At 57.4% G+C, this 16922-nt stretch carries 7 protein-coding genes, 2 tRNA genes and 3 rRNA genes; 6 read left to right on the top strand and 6 right to left on the bottom strand.

The window, feature by feature from the left end; genetic code table 11:
* The first annotated feature begins 5 nt into the window (after positions 1–5).
* On the top strand, positions 6–1301 hold the full coding sequence (locus DAAHT2_RS04515; protein ID WP_013163123.1) for a PD40 domain-containing protein: 1296 nt from the start codon (positions 6–8) through the stop codon (positions 1299–1301).
* Positions 1302–1346: 45 nt separating this feature from the next.
* Positions 1347–2420 (top strand): tol-pal system protein YbgF, encoded by a 1074-nt coding sequence (gene ybgF / locus DAAHT2_RS04520; protein WP_013163124.1) that lies wholly within the window; start codon positions 1347–1349, stop codon positions 2418–2420.
* Positions 2421–2537: 117 nt separating this feature from the next.
* On the opposite strand, the gene ppsA is transcribed toward ybgF, so the two are convergent.
* Entirely contained in the window at positions 2538–4982 is a 2445-nt protein-coding gene (gene ppsA / locus DAAHT2_RS04525) for a phosphoenolpyruvate synthase (protein WP_013163125.1), read from the bottom strand.
* A gap of 326 nt (positions 4983–5308) precedes the next feature.
* Between ppsA and DAAHT2_RS04530 the strand changes: the two genes are divergently transcribed.
* Entirely contained in the window at positions 5309–7048 is a 1740-nt protein-coding gene (locus DAAHT2_RS04530) for a phosphohexomutase domain-containing protein (protein ID WP_013163126.1), read from the top strand.
* Positions 7049–7053: 5 nt separating this feature from the next.
* Positions 7054–7776 carry a tetratricopeptide repeat protein gene (locus DAAHT2_RS04535; protein WP_157861412.1) on the top strand — a complete coding sequence of 241 codons (723 nt, stop codon included), beginning with the start codon at positions 7054–7056 and terminating at the stop codon, positions 7774–7776.
* Between the two features lie 356 nt (positions 7777–8132).
* On the opposite strand, the gene rrf is transcribed toward DAAHT2_RS04535, so the two are convergent.
* The 5 genes from rrf to DAAHT2_RS04560 all read right to left on the bottom strand — a co-directional run bounded on the left by rrf (position 8133) and on the right by DAAHT2_RS04560 (position 13295).
* Positions 8133–8249 (bottom strand): 5S ribosomal RNA (gene rrf / locus DAAHT2_RS04540).
* A gap of 76 nt (positions 8250–8325) precedes the next feature.
* Positions 8326–11283, bottom strand: a 23S ribosomal RNA gene (locus tag DAAHT2_RS04545).
* 140 nt (positions 11284–11423) lie between these two features.
* Positions 11424–11499, bottom strand: a tRNA-Ala gene (locus tag DAAHT2_RS04550).
* Between the two features lie 10 nt (positions 11500–11509).
* Positions 11510–11588, bottom strand: a tRNA-Ile gene (locus DAAHT2_RS04555).
* Positions 11589–11733: 145 nt separating this feature from the next.
* Positions 11734–13295: ribosomal RNA gene (locus DAAHT2_RS04560) — 16S ribosomal RNA — on the bottom strand.
* The 16S, 23S and 5S rRNA genes sit together here with 2 tRNA genes alongside, the layout of an rRNA operon.
* A 553-nt stretch (positions 13296–13848) precedes the next feature.
* Between DAAHT2_RS04560 and DAAHT2_RS04570 the strand changes: the two genes are divergently transcribed.
* Both DAAHT2_RS04570 and DAAHT2_RS04575 read left to right on the top strand, forming a co-directional pair.
* On the top strand, positions 13849–15105 hold the full coding sequence (locus DAAHT2_RS04570; RefSeq protein WP_013163128.1) for a hydrogenase small subunit: 1257 nt from the start codon (positions 13849–13851) through the stop codon (positions 15103–15105).
* A gap of 91 nt (positions 15106–15196) precedes the next feature.
* Complete coding sequence (locus DAAHT2_RS04575) at positions 15197–16897, top strand: nickel-dependent hydrogenase large subunit (protein WP_013163129.1); 1701 nt, start codon at positions 15197–15199, stop codon at positions 16895–16897.
* The last annotated feature ends 25 nt before the right edge of the window (positions 16898–16922 follow it).

The following is a 16922-nucleotide window of genomic DNA, read 5'->3' on the forward strand; positions in this document are numbered from 1 at the left end:
TGACCATGAAGCATCGCCAATTTCTTCTGCTGCTGCTGATTCCGCTGCTGCTGGCTCTGTTGCTGCCGGGCCAGGTCGCCGCCCGCATCTACCTGGACATTACCTCTCCGGAGTTGCGTAAAATCGCCATGGCGATACCGCCCCTGGTGGACCGGGCCAAGGATGACCAACCCACCGACAGCGGCCGCCAGATGGCCGATATCCTGAGCCGCGCCATGGAACTGCACGGCTTTTCAGAAACCATCGACCCCAAACTTTACGGTGAACGCCAGGATGCCAACTGGCAGCGCCACGGCGCAGAATTTGTCATTCAGGGCAGTTACCGGGAAATCGGCGGCAATTTTCAACTGGAATTGCGGCTGCTGGACATCAACGCCGGCCGGATGATTCATGGTCGGCGCTACCAGGCCCCGCGGGAACTGGTACGCCGCCAACTGCTGCGCTACATTGATGAAAGCGTGGAAGTGCTGACCGGAAAAAAGGGCATCAGCAACAGCAAAATCGCCTTTGTTTCCGACGCCACCGGCCACAAGGAGATTCATTTGGCCGACATTTTAGGCGACAACGTGCGCCAGGTCACCCGCCACCAGTACCTGGCGGTCTCTCCCCGCTTTACCCGGGACGGTGAACATTTAACCTATACCTCCCACCACCGGGGCAACGCCAACCTCTACCAGACCAATATCCGGGAGTTGAAGACCACCCGGGCCATTTCCCGCTGGGTCGGGCTCAACATGACGCCCACTTGGGCGCCGGATGACAACCGAATGGTGCTCACCCTCAGCCGGGACGGCAACCCCGACCTTTACCTGACTGAACGAACCGGCAAGATCATTCGCCGCCTGACCCATGGCGAAGGGGTTAATGTCTCGCCCAGCTTTTCCCCGGACGGTCGCCGACTGGCCTTTGTCTCCGACCGCAGCGGCACCCCTCAGATCTACCTCATGGACATGCGCACCATGGCTATCCAGCGCCTAACCTTCCAGGGCCACGACAACACCACCCCCAGCTGGTCGCCGGACGGCAAATGGATCGCCTATACCAGCCGGATCGACGGGGTACTGCACATTGCGGTAATCAGCCCCGAAGGCGGCCCGCCCCGGCAGGTCACCCGCACCTGGGGCCACCATGAATCTCCCAGTTGGTCGCCGGACAGCCGCCAGTTGGTCTTTGCTCGCCTGCGCCACGATCGGGAAGAACTGTGCGCCATATTCCTGGACGGCAGCGGACTGCGGGTGCTGTTCGGCGACCAGTCGGGCAACCATTCCATGCCCCAGTGGTCGCCCCGGCTGGCGTGGTAATTTATTTAACTGAACCATAAAATCGCGATGCGGAGGTCTTGTACCATGAAAAAAACCATGATCAGCTATGCCCTGTTGCTGGGCATGTCTCCTTTTCTGGTCCAGTGTATAGCCACGGAACAGGATCTCCGCGGCCTGGAAATGCGCACCCGGGTGATGGACGACCGGATCCACGAACTGGAACGCCTTAATGAAACGGTACGCGGCCAGGCCACCTCCCAGGCCAGGCTGGGCAATGAACTGGAAAACCTCGGCAACCGGCAATTGCAACATGAGGGCCGAATGGAGGAAGTCGAACATCGACTCCAGCTCTTTAAAGAAGAGTTCCACAACAATCAGCAGGCCACCAGTATACGGCTGGATAACATCGACATCACCCTGCAGGAAATTCAGCGCCGCCTTGATGACAACGATCAACACCTGGCGGACTCCCTGGCGGAACTGACCGGCTCTTTACAGGCCCTGAAGGAACAACAGGAACGAAACCAGCGCCAACTCCAGGAACTGAAGGAAGAACTGGCCCGGGAGGCGGCCAGAAGAGCTGAAGCGGCTCAACAAGCGGCAGAACAGGCCCGGCGGGAAGCCGAAGAAAGGGCCCGGCGGCAACCAACCGCCGCCCCCAGCGGCACACCCCGGCAAATCACGCCGGAAAACGTCAAGCAGAAAGTAGGCGAGGCACCGGTGGTAGCCCCCACCACGCCCGCGGCACGCCCCAGCCGCCCAGAACCTGCTCCCACCCCGGCCCCGGCCGAGGACGATTACTACAGCCAGGGACTGCGGCAACTGGAACGCAACAACTACCGGGAAGCATACACCGCCTTTGCCCGTTACCTGGAAGAAGAACCTCGGGGGGAAAATGCCGCCGATGCCCGCTTCCGGCTGGGGGAGAGCCTTTTCGGGCAGCAGGAGTACGAATTGGCCATTTTGGAATACCAGAAGGTCATTGCCGATTTCAGCGGCCATGACCGGGTCCCGGCGGCCATGCTCCGCCAGGGGGTGGCTTTCGAAGAGCTGCGTGAGCCAGCCACCGCCGCCATCATCTACGAGCGCCTGATAGGCGAGTTCCCCAACCGCCGGGAGGCGCAACAGGCCAGGGAAAGATTGGAAAAGATCAACTAAGGCCGTTAATCACCCCAAACAGCAAAGGCCGGCGGGATAATTCTCCCGCCGGCCTTTGCTGTTTCTTGAGACCAGAATCGCGGCGGGCCCTCAAGCCCGGCCGCAAACCGTTGTTTTTCAGCTGATCCCCAGTTCCTTTTCCTTGTCGGCCACCAGCAACCTGGTTTTGATCGCCGTATCGGAGATCAGGCTCATGGAGTCGATCCCGCATTCCACCAGGAAGGTGGCAAATTCAGGGAAATCGCTGGGCGCCTGACCGCAGATGCCGATCTTACGACCCCGGCGCTTGGCGGTGTCGATAACCATCTTGATCATGGTCTTCACCGCCTCATCCCGCTCGTCGTAAATATGGGCAACCAGGTCGGAGTCGCGATCCAGTCCCAGGGTAAGCTGGGTAAGGTCGTTGGAGCCGATGGAAAAGCCGTCGAAGACATCGGCGAAGGAATCGGCGGCAATGACATTGGAGGGAATTTCGCACATTACATAAACCTCCAGGTCATTTTCGCCCTGTACCAGGCCGAACTCCCGCATCACCTCGATAACCCGGCGCCCCTCGTCGGGGGTCCGACAGAACGGTACCATCAGCTTGATGTTGGTCAACCCCATATCGTTGCGGGCTTTAAGCAGGGCCTTGCATTCCAGCTCAAAAGCCGGTTTGTACTTGGGATCATAGTAGCGCGAAGCACCGCGCCAGCCGATCATGGGATTGGACTCGTGGGGTTCATACAAGCTGCCGCCCACCAGGTTGGCGTACTCATTGCTCTTGAAATCGGAGAGGCGGACGATGACGTCCTTGGGGTAAAAGCCGGCCCCGATCCGCCCCACGCCTTCAGCCAGCTTATCGATGAAGAACTGTTTCTTGTCGTCAGGGTAGGCGGTGGTCCGGGCTTCGATCTCCTTGACGATGGCAGCGACCTTGGGATCGGAAGCGGCCTTGGCCTTGAGATCGTCGAAGTAGTAAAGGGCCAGGGGGTGGATGCCAATGTGGGAGTTGATGATGAACTCCTCGCGGGCCAGCCCTACCCCGTCGTTGGGGATCTGCCCCTCAACAAAGGCCTTTTCGGGAATACCCACGTTCATCATTATCTTGGTCTTGGTCTGGGGAACCGAGGCCAGGTCCAGCCGCTCGATTTCAAACTTGAGCAGCCCTTCGTAGATGTTGCCGGTCTCCCCTTCAGCGCAGGAGACGGTGACATCGCTGCCACTGGGGATCTTTTCGCTGCCGTCACCGGTGCCGATCACGCAGGGAATCCCCAGTTCGCGGGAGATAATGGCGGCATGGCAGGTACGGCCACCACGGTTGGTTACAATGGCGGCGGCGATCTTCATGATCGGCTCCCAGTCGGGATCGGTCATGTCGGTGACCAGCACTTCGCCCTTTTTGAAATCGTGGATATCAGCCACGTTGTGGATCACATTGGCCTTACCCTGGCCGATCTTGGCCCCCACCGCCTGACCGGTGGCCAGCAGCTTGCCCTGCTCTTTCAGCACATGGGTTTCAATCTCCTGCTTGTTGGCCTGCGAATGGACGGTCTCGGGCCGGGCCTGCACGATGAACAGCTCGCCGGTGCCCACTTCCTTGCCGTCGCCGTCCTTGGCCCACTCAATGTCCATCCCCTTGCCGTAATGGTCTTCGATAATGCAGGCCCAGCGGGACAGGGTCAGGATTTCCTCATCGGTGATCACGTAACTGCCCCGTTCCTCGGGGGTGGTGTCGATATTCTTGACCGTCTCCCCGTTACCGTTGTCCTCGCAGTAGATCATCTTGATCTCTTTGCTGCCCAGGCGCTTGCCCACAATGGGCCGCTTGCCTTCTTTCAGGGTGGGCTTAAAAACATAGTATTCATCGGGGTTGACTGCTCCCTGGACCACGTTTTCCCCCAACCCCCAAGAGCCGGTGAGGAAAACCGCGTCTTTGAAACCGCTTTCGGTGTCGATGGAAAAAATTACCCCGGAAGAGGCGGAATCGCTGCGCACCATTTTCTGGATCACAATGGAGAGATAAACGTCGAACTGGCCGAACCCCTTATCGTGGCGATAGGAAATGGCCCGGTCGGTGAAAAGGGAGGCAAAACATTTCTTACAGGCGGCAATTACCGCCTCGGGGCCACTGATGTTGAGGTAGGTTTCCTGCTGGCCGGCGAAAGAGGCGTCGGGCAGATCCTCGGCGGTGGCCGAAGAGCGGACCGCCACGGCCACGTTGCTGCCGTAATCCTGCTCCATCTTGCGGTATGCCTCGACAATGGCATTGTAGAGTTCCTGGGGAAATTCGGCATTGCGAATGATATCCCGGGCCTTCTTGCCCCGCTCCTGGAGGTTGCGCAGGTTGCTGGTATCGAGGCCGGCCAGGGCGTCTTTGATGGCGTCTTCAATGCCGGCAGTCTCCAGCAGGTAGCGGTAAGCATAGGCGGTGATGGCAAAACCGTTGGGAACGCTGACCCCTTTGGACATCAGCTTCTGGTGCATCTCCCCCAGGGAGGCGTTTTTACCGCCAACCAACGGCACATCCTCGATCAGGATGTCGTCGAACCAAAGAATCAGGGCCTTGTCATGTTTTCCCATCGTGTACTCTCCCGTGCTTTTAGCTGTTTAGATTATCAAAAAGACAACTTATCTGGCGATTTAGCAGCCACGGCCGGCCGCCGTAGCGAAAAAAAGATTTCTGATCGGTCGCCTCTGGTTTATAGCTAATCTTCCACCATGGGTCAACCGAATATAGGGATGTGTCAAGGAGTAATGGTCTTTTTTGCTGTAAAAACTTTAACTGCCCGTTTTTCAACAGGGTGTTAATCAACACTGGAGTTTCAGGACAATCAAAGCTAAAATTAAGAGTCATGCAACGCTATACCCCCCAATAACCGTCAACTGCAAGTTTTGGTGAGTCGATAATGGATATGGATAACACAAGTCTGCCTGAAAAGATCTGCCAGACCCACATTGTGCCCGGCAACCATGCCGCCAGCGATTATTTTGCCGCCTTGCGGGAACTGCTTAATCACCGCCGGCAGGAAACGACAGCCACGCAGATGTCTCGCTGGCAGGAGGCCATCGACGGCATCTACCGCTTACTGGACGATGAAATCCGCAACAACCGCCGCCCCCCGGTTAAACCGGTCAGCTTCGGCACCTCGGGCTGGCGGGGAACCTTGGGCAAAGAGGTCAATGTACAATCGGTTCGCCAGGTCACCCAAGCCATTATCAACATCTACCATCAGGCCGCCGCCGAACCGGAGCTGGCCGGGGCCTTGGGGGTGCGAGACCTGGATGAGGCCCGGCGGCGGGGGGTGGTACTGGGCCACGATAACCGGTTCGGCGGCCCGGTAATGGCCCAGGCGGCGGCGGCCTTGCTAAGTGGCCAGGGGTTTAACGTCCACTTTGCCGGCGAGACCACCACCGGGGTAATTTCAGCCGCGGTGGTGGTCACCGGCGCGGCCTTTTCCATTAACCTGACCCCCAGCCACAACCCCTTGGAGTACGGCGGCTTCAAATACAACGCCGCCGATGCCGGGCCGGCAGCGGCCATCATCACTAACCGGATCACCAAAGAGGCGGCACGAATCATCGAGTCCGGGGCAGCACCCAAAGCCGAGCCGGCCCCGGAATTGATCGCCCCCCTGGACACTCTGACTTGCTGGCAGCAGCTGGTGCGGGACAACCGCCGCCGACACGGGCTGGATTACGACGCCATCCTCGCCGAACTGGCACGCCGCGATGATTACATCCTGGCCGTCGACTGTGTGCACGGGGCCAGCAGGGTCCACCTCAACACCCTGCTGGCCGGCATTCCAACCGCACGCCTGTTGCGTTTTCGCGACCAAGAGGACCCCACCTTCAACGGCATCGCCCCGGAGCCATCCTCGGAAAACCTGGCCTTCATTCATCAGGCCCTGCAGGAGCGGCCGGAACCTTTAAAACTGGGCGCCATTATCGATCCCGACGGCGACCGGATCCGCTTTACCGACGGCACACACGAATTCGACATGAACATGTTCGGGGCCATGAGTTACCACTATCTCCACGAACATAAGGGCAAAAAAGGCCCGGTGGCGAAAACCGTGGCCAGCAGTAATTTCGCCAACAGCATTGCCGCAGGTTTGGGCGAAGAGGTGTTCGAACCGCCGGTGGGCTTCAAGGAGTTCAAACCGGTGATCGGCAAAGCGCTGGTGCTGTTTGAGGAATCGGACGGTATCTCGGTGATCGGCCATACCCCTGAAAAGGACGCCTACATCGGGATGCTGCTGGCTCTCGAGATGATGCTACATCGCCCGGGCGGTCTATATCCCTACCTGGAGGAGATCCGGGCCCGGTTCGGAGAATTTTTCCCCGGCCGCGGCGGGGTGGCGGTAAGCAAGCAGGGGGCGGCGCTGCAGGAGGCCCTGGCCGGGCTGGAACACTATCACCCCGGCGAAAGCCTGCCGGTGGGAGGGCACCCCCGAACCATCAAGGAACTGATCACCATTGACGGCTACAAGATGATTTTCGAGGACCAAAGCTGGCTAATGATCCGCCCTTCCGGGACCGAGCCCAAAGTGCGTTTTTACGTGGAAGCCCGCACCGAGGCAGATAAAAGTCAACTGCTGGCCACCGCCCGGTCCTTACTGCAGAAAATCGGCCTACTGGAGCAATAATGCAGATGATTAAAAACAAAATTTTGCCGTTGTTGCTGGCCATCCTGCTTGCCAGCGGCGACCTGCCCATCACCCCGGCCGCCGCCGGCACTGCAGACTGGGAGCAAAGGGCGGCGGCGTTGGAGGCCAGCCAAGACTGGCCGGAACTGCTTAAACACGCCTTCCGCTGGACCCGTGCTACCCCGGCGGACTACCGCGCCTGGTTCACCATGGGCCAAGCCCAACAGCAACTGCACCTGCACGAGCAGGCCGAGGGCAGCTACCGCCAGGCCCTGCGCCTGAACGACGGGCTGACCGCCGGCTGGTTTCACCTGGGGGTGCTGTTGCGGGAAAAGGGAGAATATGAAGAGGCGGCGACCGCCAACCTCCGGGTCCTGGAGCTGGCGCCGGAAATGACCGTCGCCCGCTACAATCTGGGGGTGATCCACGAAAGGCTTAAGCAACCGGAACAAGCCCTGGCAACCTACCGGCAAATCACTAAGCAAGACCCGGAATTCGCCCCGGCCTGGCACAACCTGGGGGCAATTTTGGGCAACCGGGGACAACTGCCCGAGGCCATCAACGCCTTCCGCCGGGCCGCCGAACTGGCCCCAGACAACCCCCAAACCTGGCTGGCTCTGGCCACCGCCTACCGGGCCACCGGCCAAGACGCTGAAACCGAACAGGCCTTGGAACGGTTACAGCAACTGGACCCGGAGCTGGCCCGGGAATTTACCCGCAAGCAATAAATTCCCCCAGTAACTCAGGGCAAAGTCGAGGTAATTGCTTGTTGCACCGGTGTGGGGGCCGCGAAACCCGGTAGCGACTCATTCTCGGCGGGCATCCTGTCGGCCCCAAATCATCTTATGGGGGCGCCCGCCGCCTCCTGCGCGTCCATGCGCCCGGCGGCGGGCGAACCCGTCGCTACCGGGTTTCGCGACCCCCGTCCTGGCTCCAGTCTGCTTTTTTGTTGCCCCCGTCGTAAGTTCTACCGTCAATTCGTGTGGCCCCTGCCCCCTTGCCCACGACCAAGTCCAGCCTCCAGCGGCACACAAAAAAAGCCCCCGTTATCGTCCAAGCGATAACAGGGGCTTTAGCAAAAAAGATTCGGCGGCGACCTACTCTCCCACCAAGTTTCCCTGGCAGTACCATCGGCGCTGAGGGGCTTAACTTCCGTGTTCGGAATGGGAACGGGTGTGACCCCCTCGCTATGGCCACCGAAAAGTCTAAAAAACAGTGATAACTGAATATGTTGTGATTAAGCATTTACAGTAGCGAATCCAGCAAGGAAAAAGAAAATGATCAAGCCGCACGGCTGATTAGTACCGGTAAGCTCCATGTGTTGCCACACTTCCACACCCGGCCTATCGACGTCATGGTCTATGACGAGCCTTCAGGTGGGGTTATCCCCACGGGGTATCTTATCTTGAGGTGGGCTTCCCGCTTAGATGCTTTCAGCGGTTATCCCTTCCGAACGTGGCTACCCTGCCATTGCCGCTGGCGCGACAACAGGAACACCAGTGGTTCGTCCATCCCGGTCCTCTCGTACTAGGAACAGATCCTCGCAAATACCCTACGCCCACAGCAGATAAGGACCAAACTGTCTCACGACGTTTTAAACCCAGCTCGCGTACCGCTTTAATTGGCGAACAGCCAAACCCTTGGGACCTGCTCCAGCCCCAGGATGCGATGAGCCGACATCGAGGTGCCAAACCTCCCCGTCGATGTGAACTCTTGGGGGAGATAAGCCTGTTATCCCCGGAGTACCTTTTATCCGTTGAGCGACGACCCTTCCATGCGGAATCGCCGGATCACTAAGACCTACTTTCGTACCTGCTCGAGATGTCTCTCTCGCAGTCAAGCTCCCTTATGCCTTTACACTCTACGGCTGGTTTCCAATCAGCCTGAGGGAACCATCGCGCGCCTCCGTTACTCTTTAGGAGGCGACCGCCCCAGTCAAACTACCCACCAGACAATGTCCCAAACCCGGATGACGGGTCGTGGTTAGAAGCCTAGAATAATCAGGGTGGTATTTCAAGGTTGACTCCACGAGAACTAGCGTTCCCGCTTCAATGTCTCCCACCTATCCTACACAAATTATCCCAAACTCCAATGCCAAGCTGTAGTAAAGGTTCACGGGGTCTTTCTGTCTTGCTGCGGGTAATCGGCATCTTCACCGATAATTCAGTTTCGCTGAGTCCCTGGTTGAGACAGTGGGGAAATCGTTACGCCATTCGTGCAGGTCGGAACTTACCCGACAAGGAATTTCGCTACCTTAGGACCGTTATAGTTACGGCCGCCGTTTACCGGGGCTTCGGTTCGGAGCTTCTCCTAAAAGGATAACTCCTCCCCTTAACCTTCCGGCACCGGGCAGGCGTCAGACCATATACCGCGTCTTTCGACTTCGCATAGTCCTGTGTTTTTAGTAAACAGTCGCTCCCCCCGTTTCTCTGCAACCACCTTCGGCTCCGTAAGTATTCACTTCACCTAATGATGGCACACCTTCTCCCGAAGTTACGGTGTTATTTTGCCGAGTTCCTTAACCAGAGTTCTCTCAAGCACCTTAGGATACTCTCCCTGCCTACCTGTGTCGGTTTACGGTACGGTCGCCATATCAACTCGCTACGAGGCTTTTCCTGGCAGCATGGGATCAACCACTTTGTGGGCCTAAGCCCTCGTCATCACGCCTCAGCGTTGAATGGAGAAACGGATTTGCCTGCTTCTCCCGCCTACACGCTTAAACCGGGACGTCCAACACCCGGATGGCCTACCCTTCTGCGTCCCCCCTTCACTCAAACGTTGATACAACGGCGCAGGAATATTCACCTGCTTCCCATCGACTACGCCTCTCGGCCTCGCCTTAGGGGCCGGCTAACCCTGGGCAGATTAACTTGACCACAGGAAACCTTAGGCTTTCGGTGTGCGGGTTTCTCGCCCGCATTTGCGCTACTCGTGTCAGCATAAGCGCTTGTGGGACCTCCAGCACTCCTTTCGGTGTACCTTCTCAGGCGACCACAATGTTCTCCTACCACTCCATCTTACGATGAAATCCGCGGCTTCGGTAGCATGCTTAGCCCCGTTGAATTTTCGGCGCAGACCCACTCGACCAGTGAGCTATTACGCTTTCTTTGAAGGATTGCTGCTTCTAAGCCAACCTCCTGGTTGTCTGGGCAGTTCCACATCCTTTACCACTTAGCATGCATTTAGGGACCTTAACCGGCGGTCTGGGCTCTTTCCCTTTCGACCACGGATCTTATCACCCGTAGTCTGACTCCCGTGCTTGAGCTTGACGGTATTCGGAGTTTGACAGGGTTTGGTAATCCTGTGGGGACCCCTAGCCCAACCAGTGCTCTACCTCCGTCAGTCATCACACGAGGCTATACCTAAATATATTTCGGAGAAAACCAGCTATTCCCGAGTTTGATTAGCCTTTCACTCCTAGCCACAGCTCATCCAAGCAGTTTTCAACCTACAATGGTTCGGGCCTCCACGAAGTGTTACCTTCGCTTCACCCTGGCCATGGCTAGATCACCCGGCTTCGGGTTTACCCCATGCAACTAAACGCCCAGTTAAGACTCGCTTTCGCTACGGCTACACCTCTCGGCTTAACCTTGCTGCATAGGGTAACTCGCTGACTCATTATGCAAAAGGCACGCGGTCACACTGTCCGAAGACATAGTGCTTCCACTGCTTGTAAGCAGACGGTTTCAGGTTCTATTTCACTCCCCTCCCGGGGTTCTTTTCACCTTTCCCTCACGGTACTGGTTCACTATCGGTCACCAGGTAGTATTTAGCCTTGGAAGATGGTCCTCCCGGATTCCCACGGGGTTTCTCGTGTCCCGTGGTACTCGGGGACACCCTAGGGTGACTCCAGATTTCGTCTACCGGGCTATCACCGTCTCTGGCCGGCCTTTCCAGACCGTTCAACTATCCTTCGTCAATCCCACATCGGGGCCCCACAACCCCGCAGTACAAGTACTGCGGTTTGGGCTTTTCCGCGTTCGCTCGCCACTACTGACGGAATCTCAATTGATTTCTTCTCCTGGGGGTACTGAGATGTTTCACTTCCCCCCGTTCGCCTCATACACCTATGAATTCAGTGCATGATGACCAGGGTATACCTGGCCGGGTTGCCCCATTCGGAAACCTCCGGATCAAAGCCTGTTAGCAGCTCCCCGAAGCTTATCGCAGCTTACCGCGTCCTTCATCGCCTCCTGGTACCAAGGCATCCACCGTCTGCCCTTAGTAGCTTGATCAAAAATATCCTATAAGCCTTGCTAGACTCAGCTACTAAAATGCTTCACAACATATTCAATTATCAAAGATCAAATACTGCCATACCATCCGGTTACTCCTCTGAGATAACCGCGACGGCGCCGCCAAAGACGGCTAAAAATGGTGGAGGTGAACGGGATCGAACCGATGACCTCCTGCGTGCAAGGCAGGCGCTCTCCCAGCTGAGCTACACCCCCAATCCGATAATGGTGGGCCTAACTGGACTTGAACCAGTGACCTCACGCTTATCAGGCGTGCGCTCTAACCAGAACTGAGCTATAGGCCCGTATCCGAGAAAACTAAGCGACCATCCTTAGCGAACGGCCGCTCCCCGTTACCTATCACTTGCAAAGATCGTTAGCGATCTCTCAAAACTGAGCAGAAATGTGATGGTATTGACCCCTGTCGGGACTTAGCCCGATCTTCCTTAAAAAGGAGGTGATCCAGCCCCAGGTTCCCCTAGGGCTACCTTGTTACGACTTCACCCCAATTACCGATCATTCCTTGGCAGCCTGCCTCCTAAAAGGTTAGCTCAACCGCTTCTGGAACAACCGACTTTCGTGGTGTGACGGGCGGTGTGTACAAGGCCCGGGAACGTATTCACCGCGGCATGCTGATCCGCGATTACTAGCGATTCCAACTTCATGGAGTCGAGTTGCAGACTCCAATCCGGACTGAGACCGGCTTTTTGAGATTGGCTACTTATCGCTAAGTCGCTGCCCTCTGTACCGGCCATTGTAGTACGTGTGTAGCCCTGGACATAAAGGCCATGAGGACTTGACGTCATCCCCACCTTCCTCCGGTTTGACACCGGCGGTCCCTCTAGAGTGCCCAACTTAATGATGGCAACTAAAGGCGAGGGTTGCGCTCGTTGCGGGACTTAACCCAACATCTCACGACACGAGCTGACGACAGCCATGCAGCACCTGTCTCCGGATTCTACCTAATGATAGCACTCTCCTGTTTCCAGGAGATCTCCGGGATGTCAAGCCCAGGTAAGGTTCTGCGCGTTGCGTCGAATTAAACCACATACTCCACCGCTTGTGCGGGCCCCCGTCAATTCCTTTGAGTTTTAACCTTGCGGCCGTACTCCCCAGGCGGTGCACTTAATGCGTTAGCTGCGACACTGAAAGGGTCAATTCCTCCCAACATCTAGTGCACATCGTTTACAGCTGTGGACTACCAGGGTATCTAATCCTGTTTGCTCCCCACGCTTTCGCGCCTCAGCGTCAGTATCCGTCCAGAAGATCGCCTTCGCCACCGGTATTCCTCCCGATATCTACGAATTTCACCTCTACACCGGGAATTCCATCTTCCCCGCCGGTACTCAAGCCCTGCAGTTTCAATTGCACATCCACGGTTGAGCCGTGGGCTTTCACAACTGACTTGCAGGGCCGCCTACGCGCCCTTTACGCCCAGTAATTCCGATTAACGCTCGCACCCTCCGTATTACCGCGGCTGCTGGCACGGAGTTAGCCGGTGCTTCCTTTGAAGGTACCGTCAAATCCAGATGGTATTAACACCTGAACCGTTCTTCCCTTCCGACAGAGCTTTACAACCCGAAGGCCTTCTTCACTCACGCGGCGTCGCTGCGTCAGGGTTGCCCCCATTGCGCAATATTCCTCACTGCTGCCTCCCGTAGGAGTCTGGTCCGTGTTTCAGTTCCAGTGTGGCGGATCATCCTCTCAAACCCGCTAACCATCGTCGCCTTGGTAAGCCGTTACCCCACCAACTAGCTAATGGTACGCAAGCCCCTCCCTCTACGGTAACTTTCAAGAAGAGGTCACCTTTCCTTACCAACCTTATGGCCGGCAAGAATATCCGGTATTAGCAGCCCTTTCGAACTGTTATCCCAGATAGAAGGGCAGGTTACTTACGCGTTACTCACCCGTGCGCCACTCTACTCAGGGCCGAAGCCCCTTTCTCGTTCGACTTGCATGTGTTAAGCACGCCGCCAGCGTTCAATCTGAGCCAGGATCAAACTCTCCAGTTTGATCTCTATCGTAAAACGCTAACTGTAATAACAGCCAACGCCTACTGTACTGCAAAAAAAATCCCATCCCGGCTACAACGGTTCCCCGCTATAACCAAAACAGGTCTTTGGGCCCATCACTTAATTCTCTGCTCAGTTTTCAAAGATCGCTCGTTACTACGGAGCCGGGCCCTGACGACCTTGCTCCCTCCCGTGCTGCAGGAGACGGGCAACATAGCCGAAGAGGGTGAGCGCGTCAACAGCAATTTTAACAAACTCATAAAAAAGCTTAAACTTTCAGTTCCCCAGACGCAAAAACAGAGAGATAAACAAGAGCCGGAACCATGCCCCACCCAGGCCATGACTCTCTCCATAATCAAAACCAAAGGGGTAAGCGATCACGAGCCAACCAATTTTTATCGGTTTTTTTATACTTAAAAGTTTGACATATTTTTCATATCCCCTCTACAATGGTTTTTGATGTCACGCTGTAAACCGCCTACCGGCGGACTTTATTTCCGGGCAGGCAGCAAGACACCGGCATTAACTCACCAAGGACTAAGGAGTACAGCTTATGAGCTCATACCCCCCGCACGATGATGGCTCCCGGCACAGCTTCAGTTCCCTGGCCGGCCAGGCCGAAAAAAGGCTGGCCGAACTTGACCAACGGCGACCGCTGCGCTCCGGCCCGGAATTGTCTGCAAAACTGGCGCAGCAAGGATTCAGCCGCCGGGACTTCATGAAATGGTCGGTGGCAATGACCGCCGCTTTGTCTCTGCCGGCCAAGTTTGCCCCGCTGACCGCCAAAGCCGCCGAAATGCTCAACCGGATTCCGGTGATCTGGCTGCACATGGCCGAATGCACCGGTTGCTCGGAAAGCTTTATCCGCACCGATGCCCCTACCCTGGACACTTTGCTGTTCAACCATATATCGCTTGAGTACCACGAAACCCTGATGGCGGCCAGCGGTTGGCAGGCAGAAGAAAACCTGGCCCGGGCCCAGGAAGAGCATCGGGGCAACTACCTGCTCATCGTTGAAGGCGGAATCCCCACCGCCGCCGGCGGCACTTTTCTGACCATCGGCCCCCATGCTCACACCGGGCTGGAGATCTGCCGCACCGCCGCCGCCGGAGCCATGGCGGTCTTTGCCTTCGGCTCCTGCTCATCCTTCGGCGGCGTACAGGCCGCCTACCCCAACCCCACCCAAGCCAAAGCCCTGAGCGAGATCATCCAAAAACCGGTGATCAACATTCCCGGCTGCCCGCCCAGCGAGAAAAACATGATAGGCAGCCTGTTGCATTTTATTCTTTTCGGCACCCTGCCGGCCCTGGATCTGTATGGGCGCCCCCGCTGGTCTTATGGCCTGCGGGTGCACGATCTGTGCGAACGACGGGGGCGTTTCGATGCCGGTGAGTTCGTGGAACGCTTCGGCGACGAGGGGGCCAAGCTTGGCTACTGCCTGTACAAGGTTGGCTGCAAAGGCCCCTACACATACAACAACTGCTCCCGGCAGAAGTTCAACCAGGGCACCAGTTGGCCGGTCCAGGCCGGACATGGTTGCATGGGATGCAGCGAACCGGACTTCTGGGATGTCATGGCGCCGCTGGTGGAGCCGCGCAAAGATCGGCTTTACCGCACAGTTTTTGGCGGCCGTGGCGCCGATGCCACCGCCGATAAAATCGGCCTTGGCTTTTTGACCGCCGCCGCGGTGGGTATCGGCGCCCATGCCGTTTACTCGGTAATCAAAGGCAACTTCCGCAACCCGCCACCCGATGACGAACCAAAGGGCGACAAGGGGAAAACCTCCGCCAAGGGGGAGAGCGCCAACTAACCGTGCCGGCTTCCAAATAGAAACAGGCACCCCTGAACCAAGTACGCCTGATTGATGGTCTTTACCGCAAACCCTTGAAGGAGAACCGCTTATGGCAGCCAAACGCATCGTGGTGGACCCCATTACCCGCATCGAAGGACACCTGCGAATGGAAGTTGTGGTAGATGACAACAATGTCATCCAGGATGCCTACGCCAGCAGCACTCTGTGGCGGGGAATCGAGCTGATCCTCAAGGGCCGGGACCCCCGCGATGCCGGCCTGATTACCCAGCGCATCTGCGGAGTCTGCACCTATTCCCATTACCGGGTGGGTATCGAGGCGGTGGAAAACGCGCTGGGGATCACCCCGCCCTACAACGCCATCCTCACCCGCACCCTGATGAGCCAGGCTCTGTTTCTCCATGACCATATCGTCCATTTTTACCACCTGCACGGCCTGGACTGGTGCGACATCACCCGGGCGCTGGAGGCCGACCCCCGCAAAGCTTCCGACCTGGCCTTCAAATACGCCGATATTCCCATCGCCACCGGCGCCGACGAACTGACGGCGGTTCAGGCCCGGCTCAAAGGCTTTGTGGCAGAAGGCCACCTGGGGCCCTTTGCCAATGCCTACTGGGGGCACAAGACCTACCACTTCACCCCCGAGCAGAATTTGATCGTGCTTTCCCACTACCTCAAGGCCCTGGAAGTGCAACGCAACGCCGCCCAAATGCTGGCCATTTTCGGCGGCAAACAACCCCATCCACAATCGCTGGTGGTGGGCGGAGTTACTTGTGTTATGGATCTGCTCAACCCCAACCGCCTGGGTGAATACCTGACCAAGTTCGAAGAGGTCTCCGATTTTATGAACCGGGCCTACTACGCCGATGTCAAGATGGCCGCCGAAGCCTATATTGGTGAAGATAGTGTCCTTAAGGGCAGCGGTGTGCAGAATTTCATCGCCGCCCGGGATTTTCAAATCAGCCGCAACGAGTGGTTGTTTGATCGTGGCATGGTTCTGGACGGCGACCTTGGCCGGGCTCATGACGTTGATGAAGAAAAAATCACCGAGGAAGCCACCCACGCCTGGTACCACGACGACCAGAGCCGCCACCCCTACAACGGGGTCACCGACCCTAACTACACCGGTTTCCGCGACGGCGACACCCTTCAAGGACGGGCTAAAATCATCGATGAAAAAGGTAAATACACCTGGGTCAAGGCCCCCCGTTACGATGACCGGGTGATGGAGGTCGGCCCCCTGGCGCAAATGCTGGTGGGTTACGCCCGCGGCAACGAAAAGGTGCGCGCGGTGGTGGACAACTTCCTAGCTGAAACCGGGGTACCGGTCCCCGCCCTGTTCAGCACTTTAGGCCGCACCGCCGGCCGCATGCTGCAGACCAAACTGATTGCCGATCACGGCAAAACCACCCTGCTGAACCTGGTGGAAAACCTCAAGGTGGACCAGGAAACCTGCGCCCCTTATGTGATCGACAAAAACCGCGAGTACCAGGGCCGGGCCTTGAACGATGTGCCCCGGGGCATGCTGGGGCACTGGGTGAAAATCAAAAACGGGGTGATCGAAAATTACCAGTGCGTGGTGCCCACCACCTGGAATGCCAGCCCCATGGACAGCGCCAGCCAGCACGGACCTTACGAAGCGGCCCTGATCGGCACCAGACTGGCCGATCCCAGCCAGCCGCTGGAGATCATCCGCACCATCCACTCTTTCGACCCCTGCCTGGCCTGCGCCGTGCACGTCATGGATTATAGGGGTAACGAGCTGGCCAACTACCGGGTGGAGGCGAAGTAAGCGATCGCCGAGAAACCCACGATCG

Origin of the sequence: Desulfurivibrio alkaliphilus AHT 2, from assembly GCF_000092205.1 — a bacterium.
GTDB lineage: Bacteria > Desulfobacterota > Desulfobulbia > Desulfobulbales > Desulfurivibrionaceae > Desulfurivibrio > Desulfurivibrio alkaliphilus.

Bases quoted from the DNA above. Each gene is read 5' to 3' on its own strand.
- DAAHT2_RS04570 (WP_013163128.1), top strand. From the start codon at position 13,849: ATGAGCTCATACCCCCCGCACGATGATGGCTCCCGGCACAGCTTCAGT.
- DAAHT2_RS04575 (WP_013163129.1), top strand. From the start codon at position 15,197: ATGGCAGCCAAACGCATCGTGGTGGACCCCATTACCCGCATCGAAGGA.
- ppsA (WP_013163125.1), bottom strand. From the start codon at position 4,982: ATGGGAAAACATGACAAGGCCCTGATTCTTTGGTTCGACGACATCCTG.
- DAAHT2_RS04535 (WP_157861412.1), top strand. From the start codon at position 7,054: ATGATTAAAAACAAAATTTTGCCGTTGTTGCTGGCCATCCTGCTTGCC.
- DAAHT2_RS04515 (WP_013163123.1), top strand. From the start codon at position 6: ATGAAGCATCGCCAATTTCTTCTGCTGCTGCTGATTCCGCTGCTGCTG.
- DAAHT2_RS04530 (WP_013163126.1), top strand. From the start codon at position 5,309: ATGGATATGGATAACACAAGTCTGCCTGAAAAGATCTGCCAGACCCAC.
- ybgF (WP_013163124.1), top strand. From the start codon at position 1,347: ATGAAAAAAACCATGATCAGCTATGCCCTGTTGCTGGGCATGTCTCCT.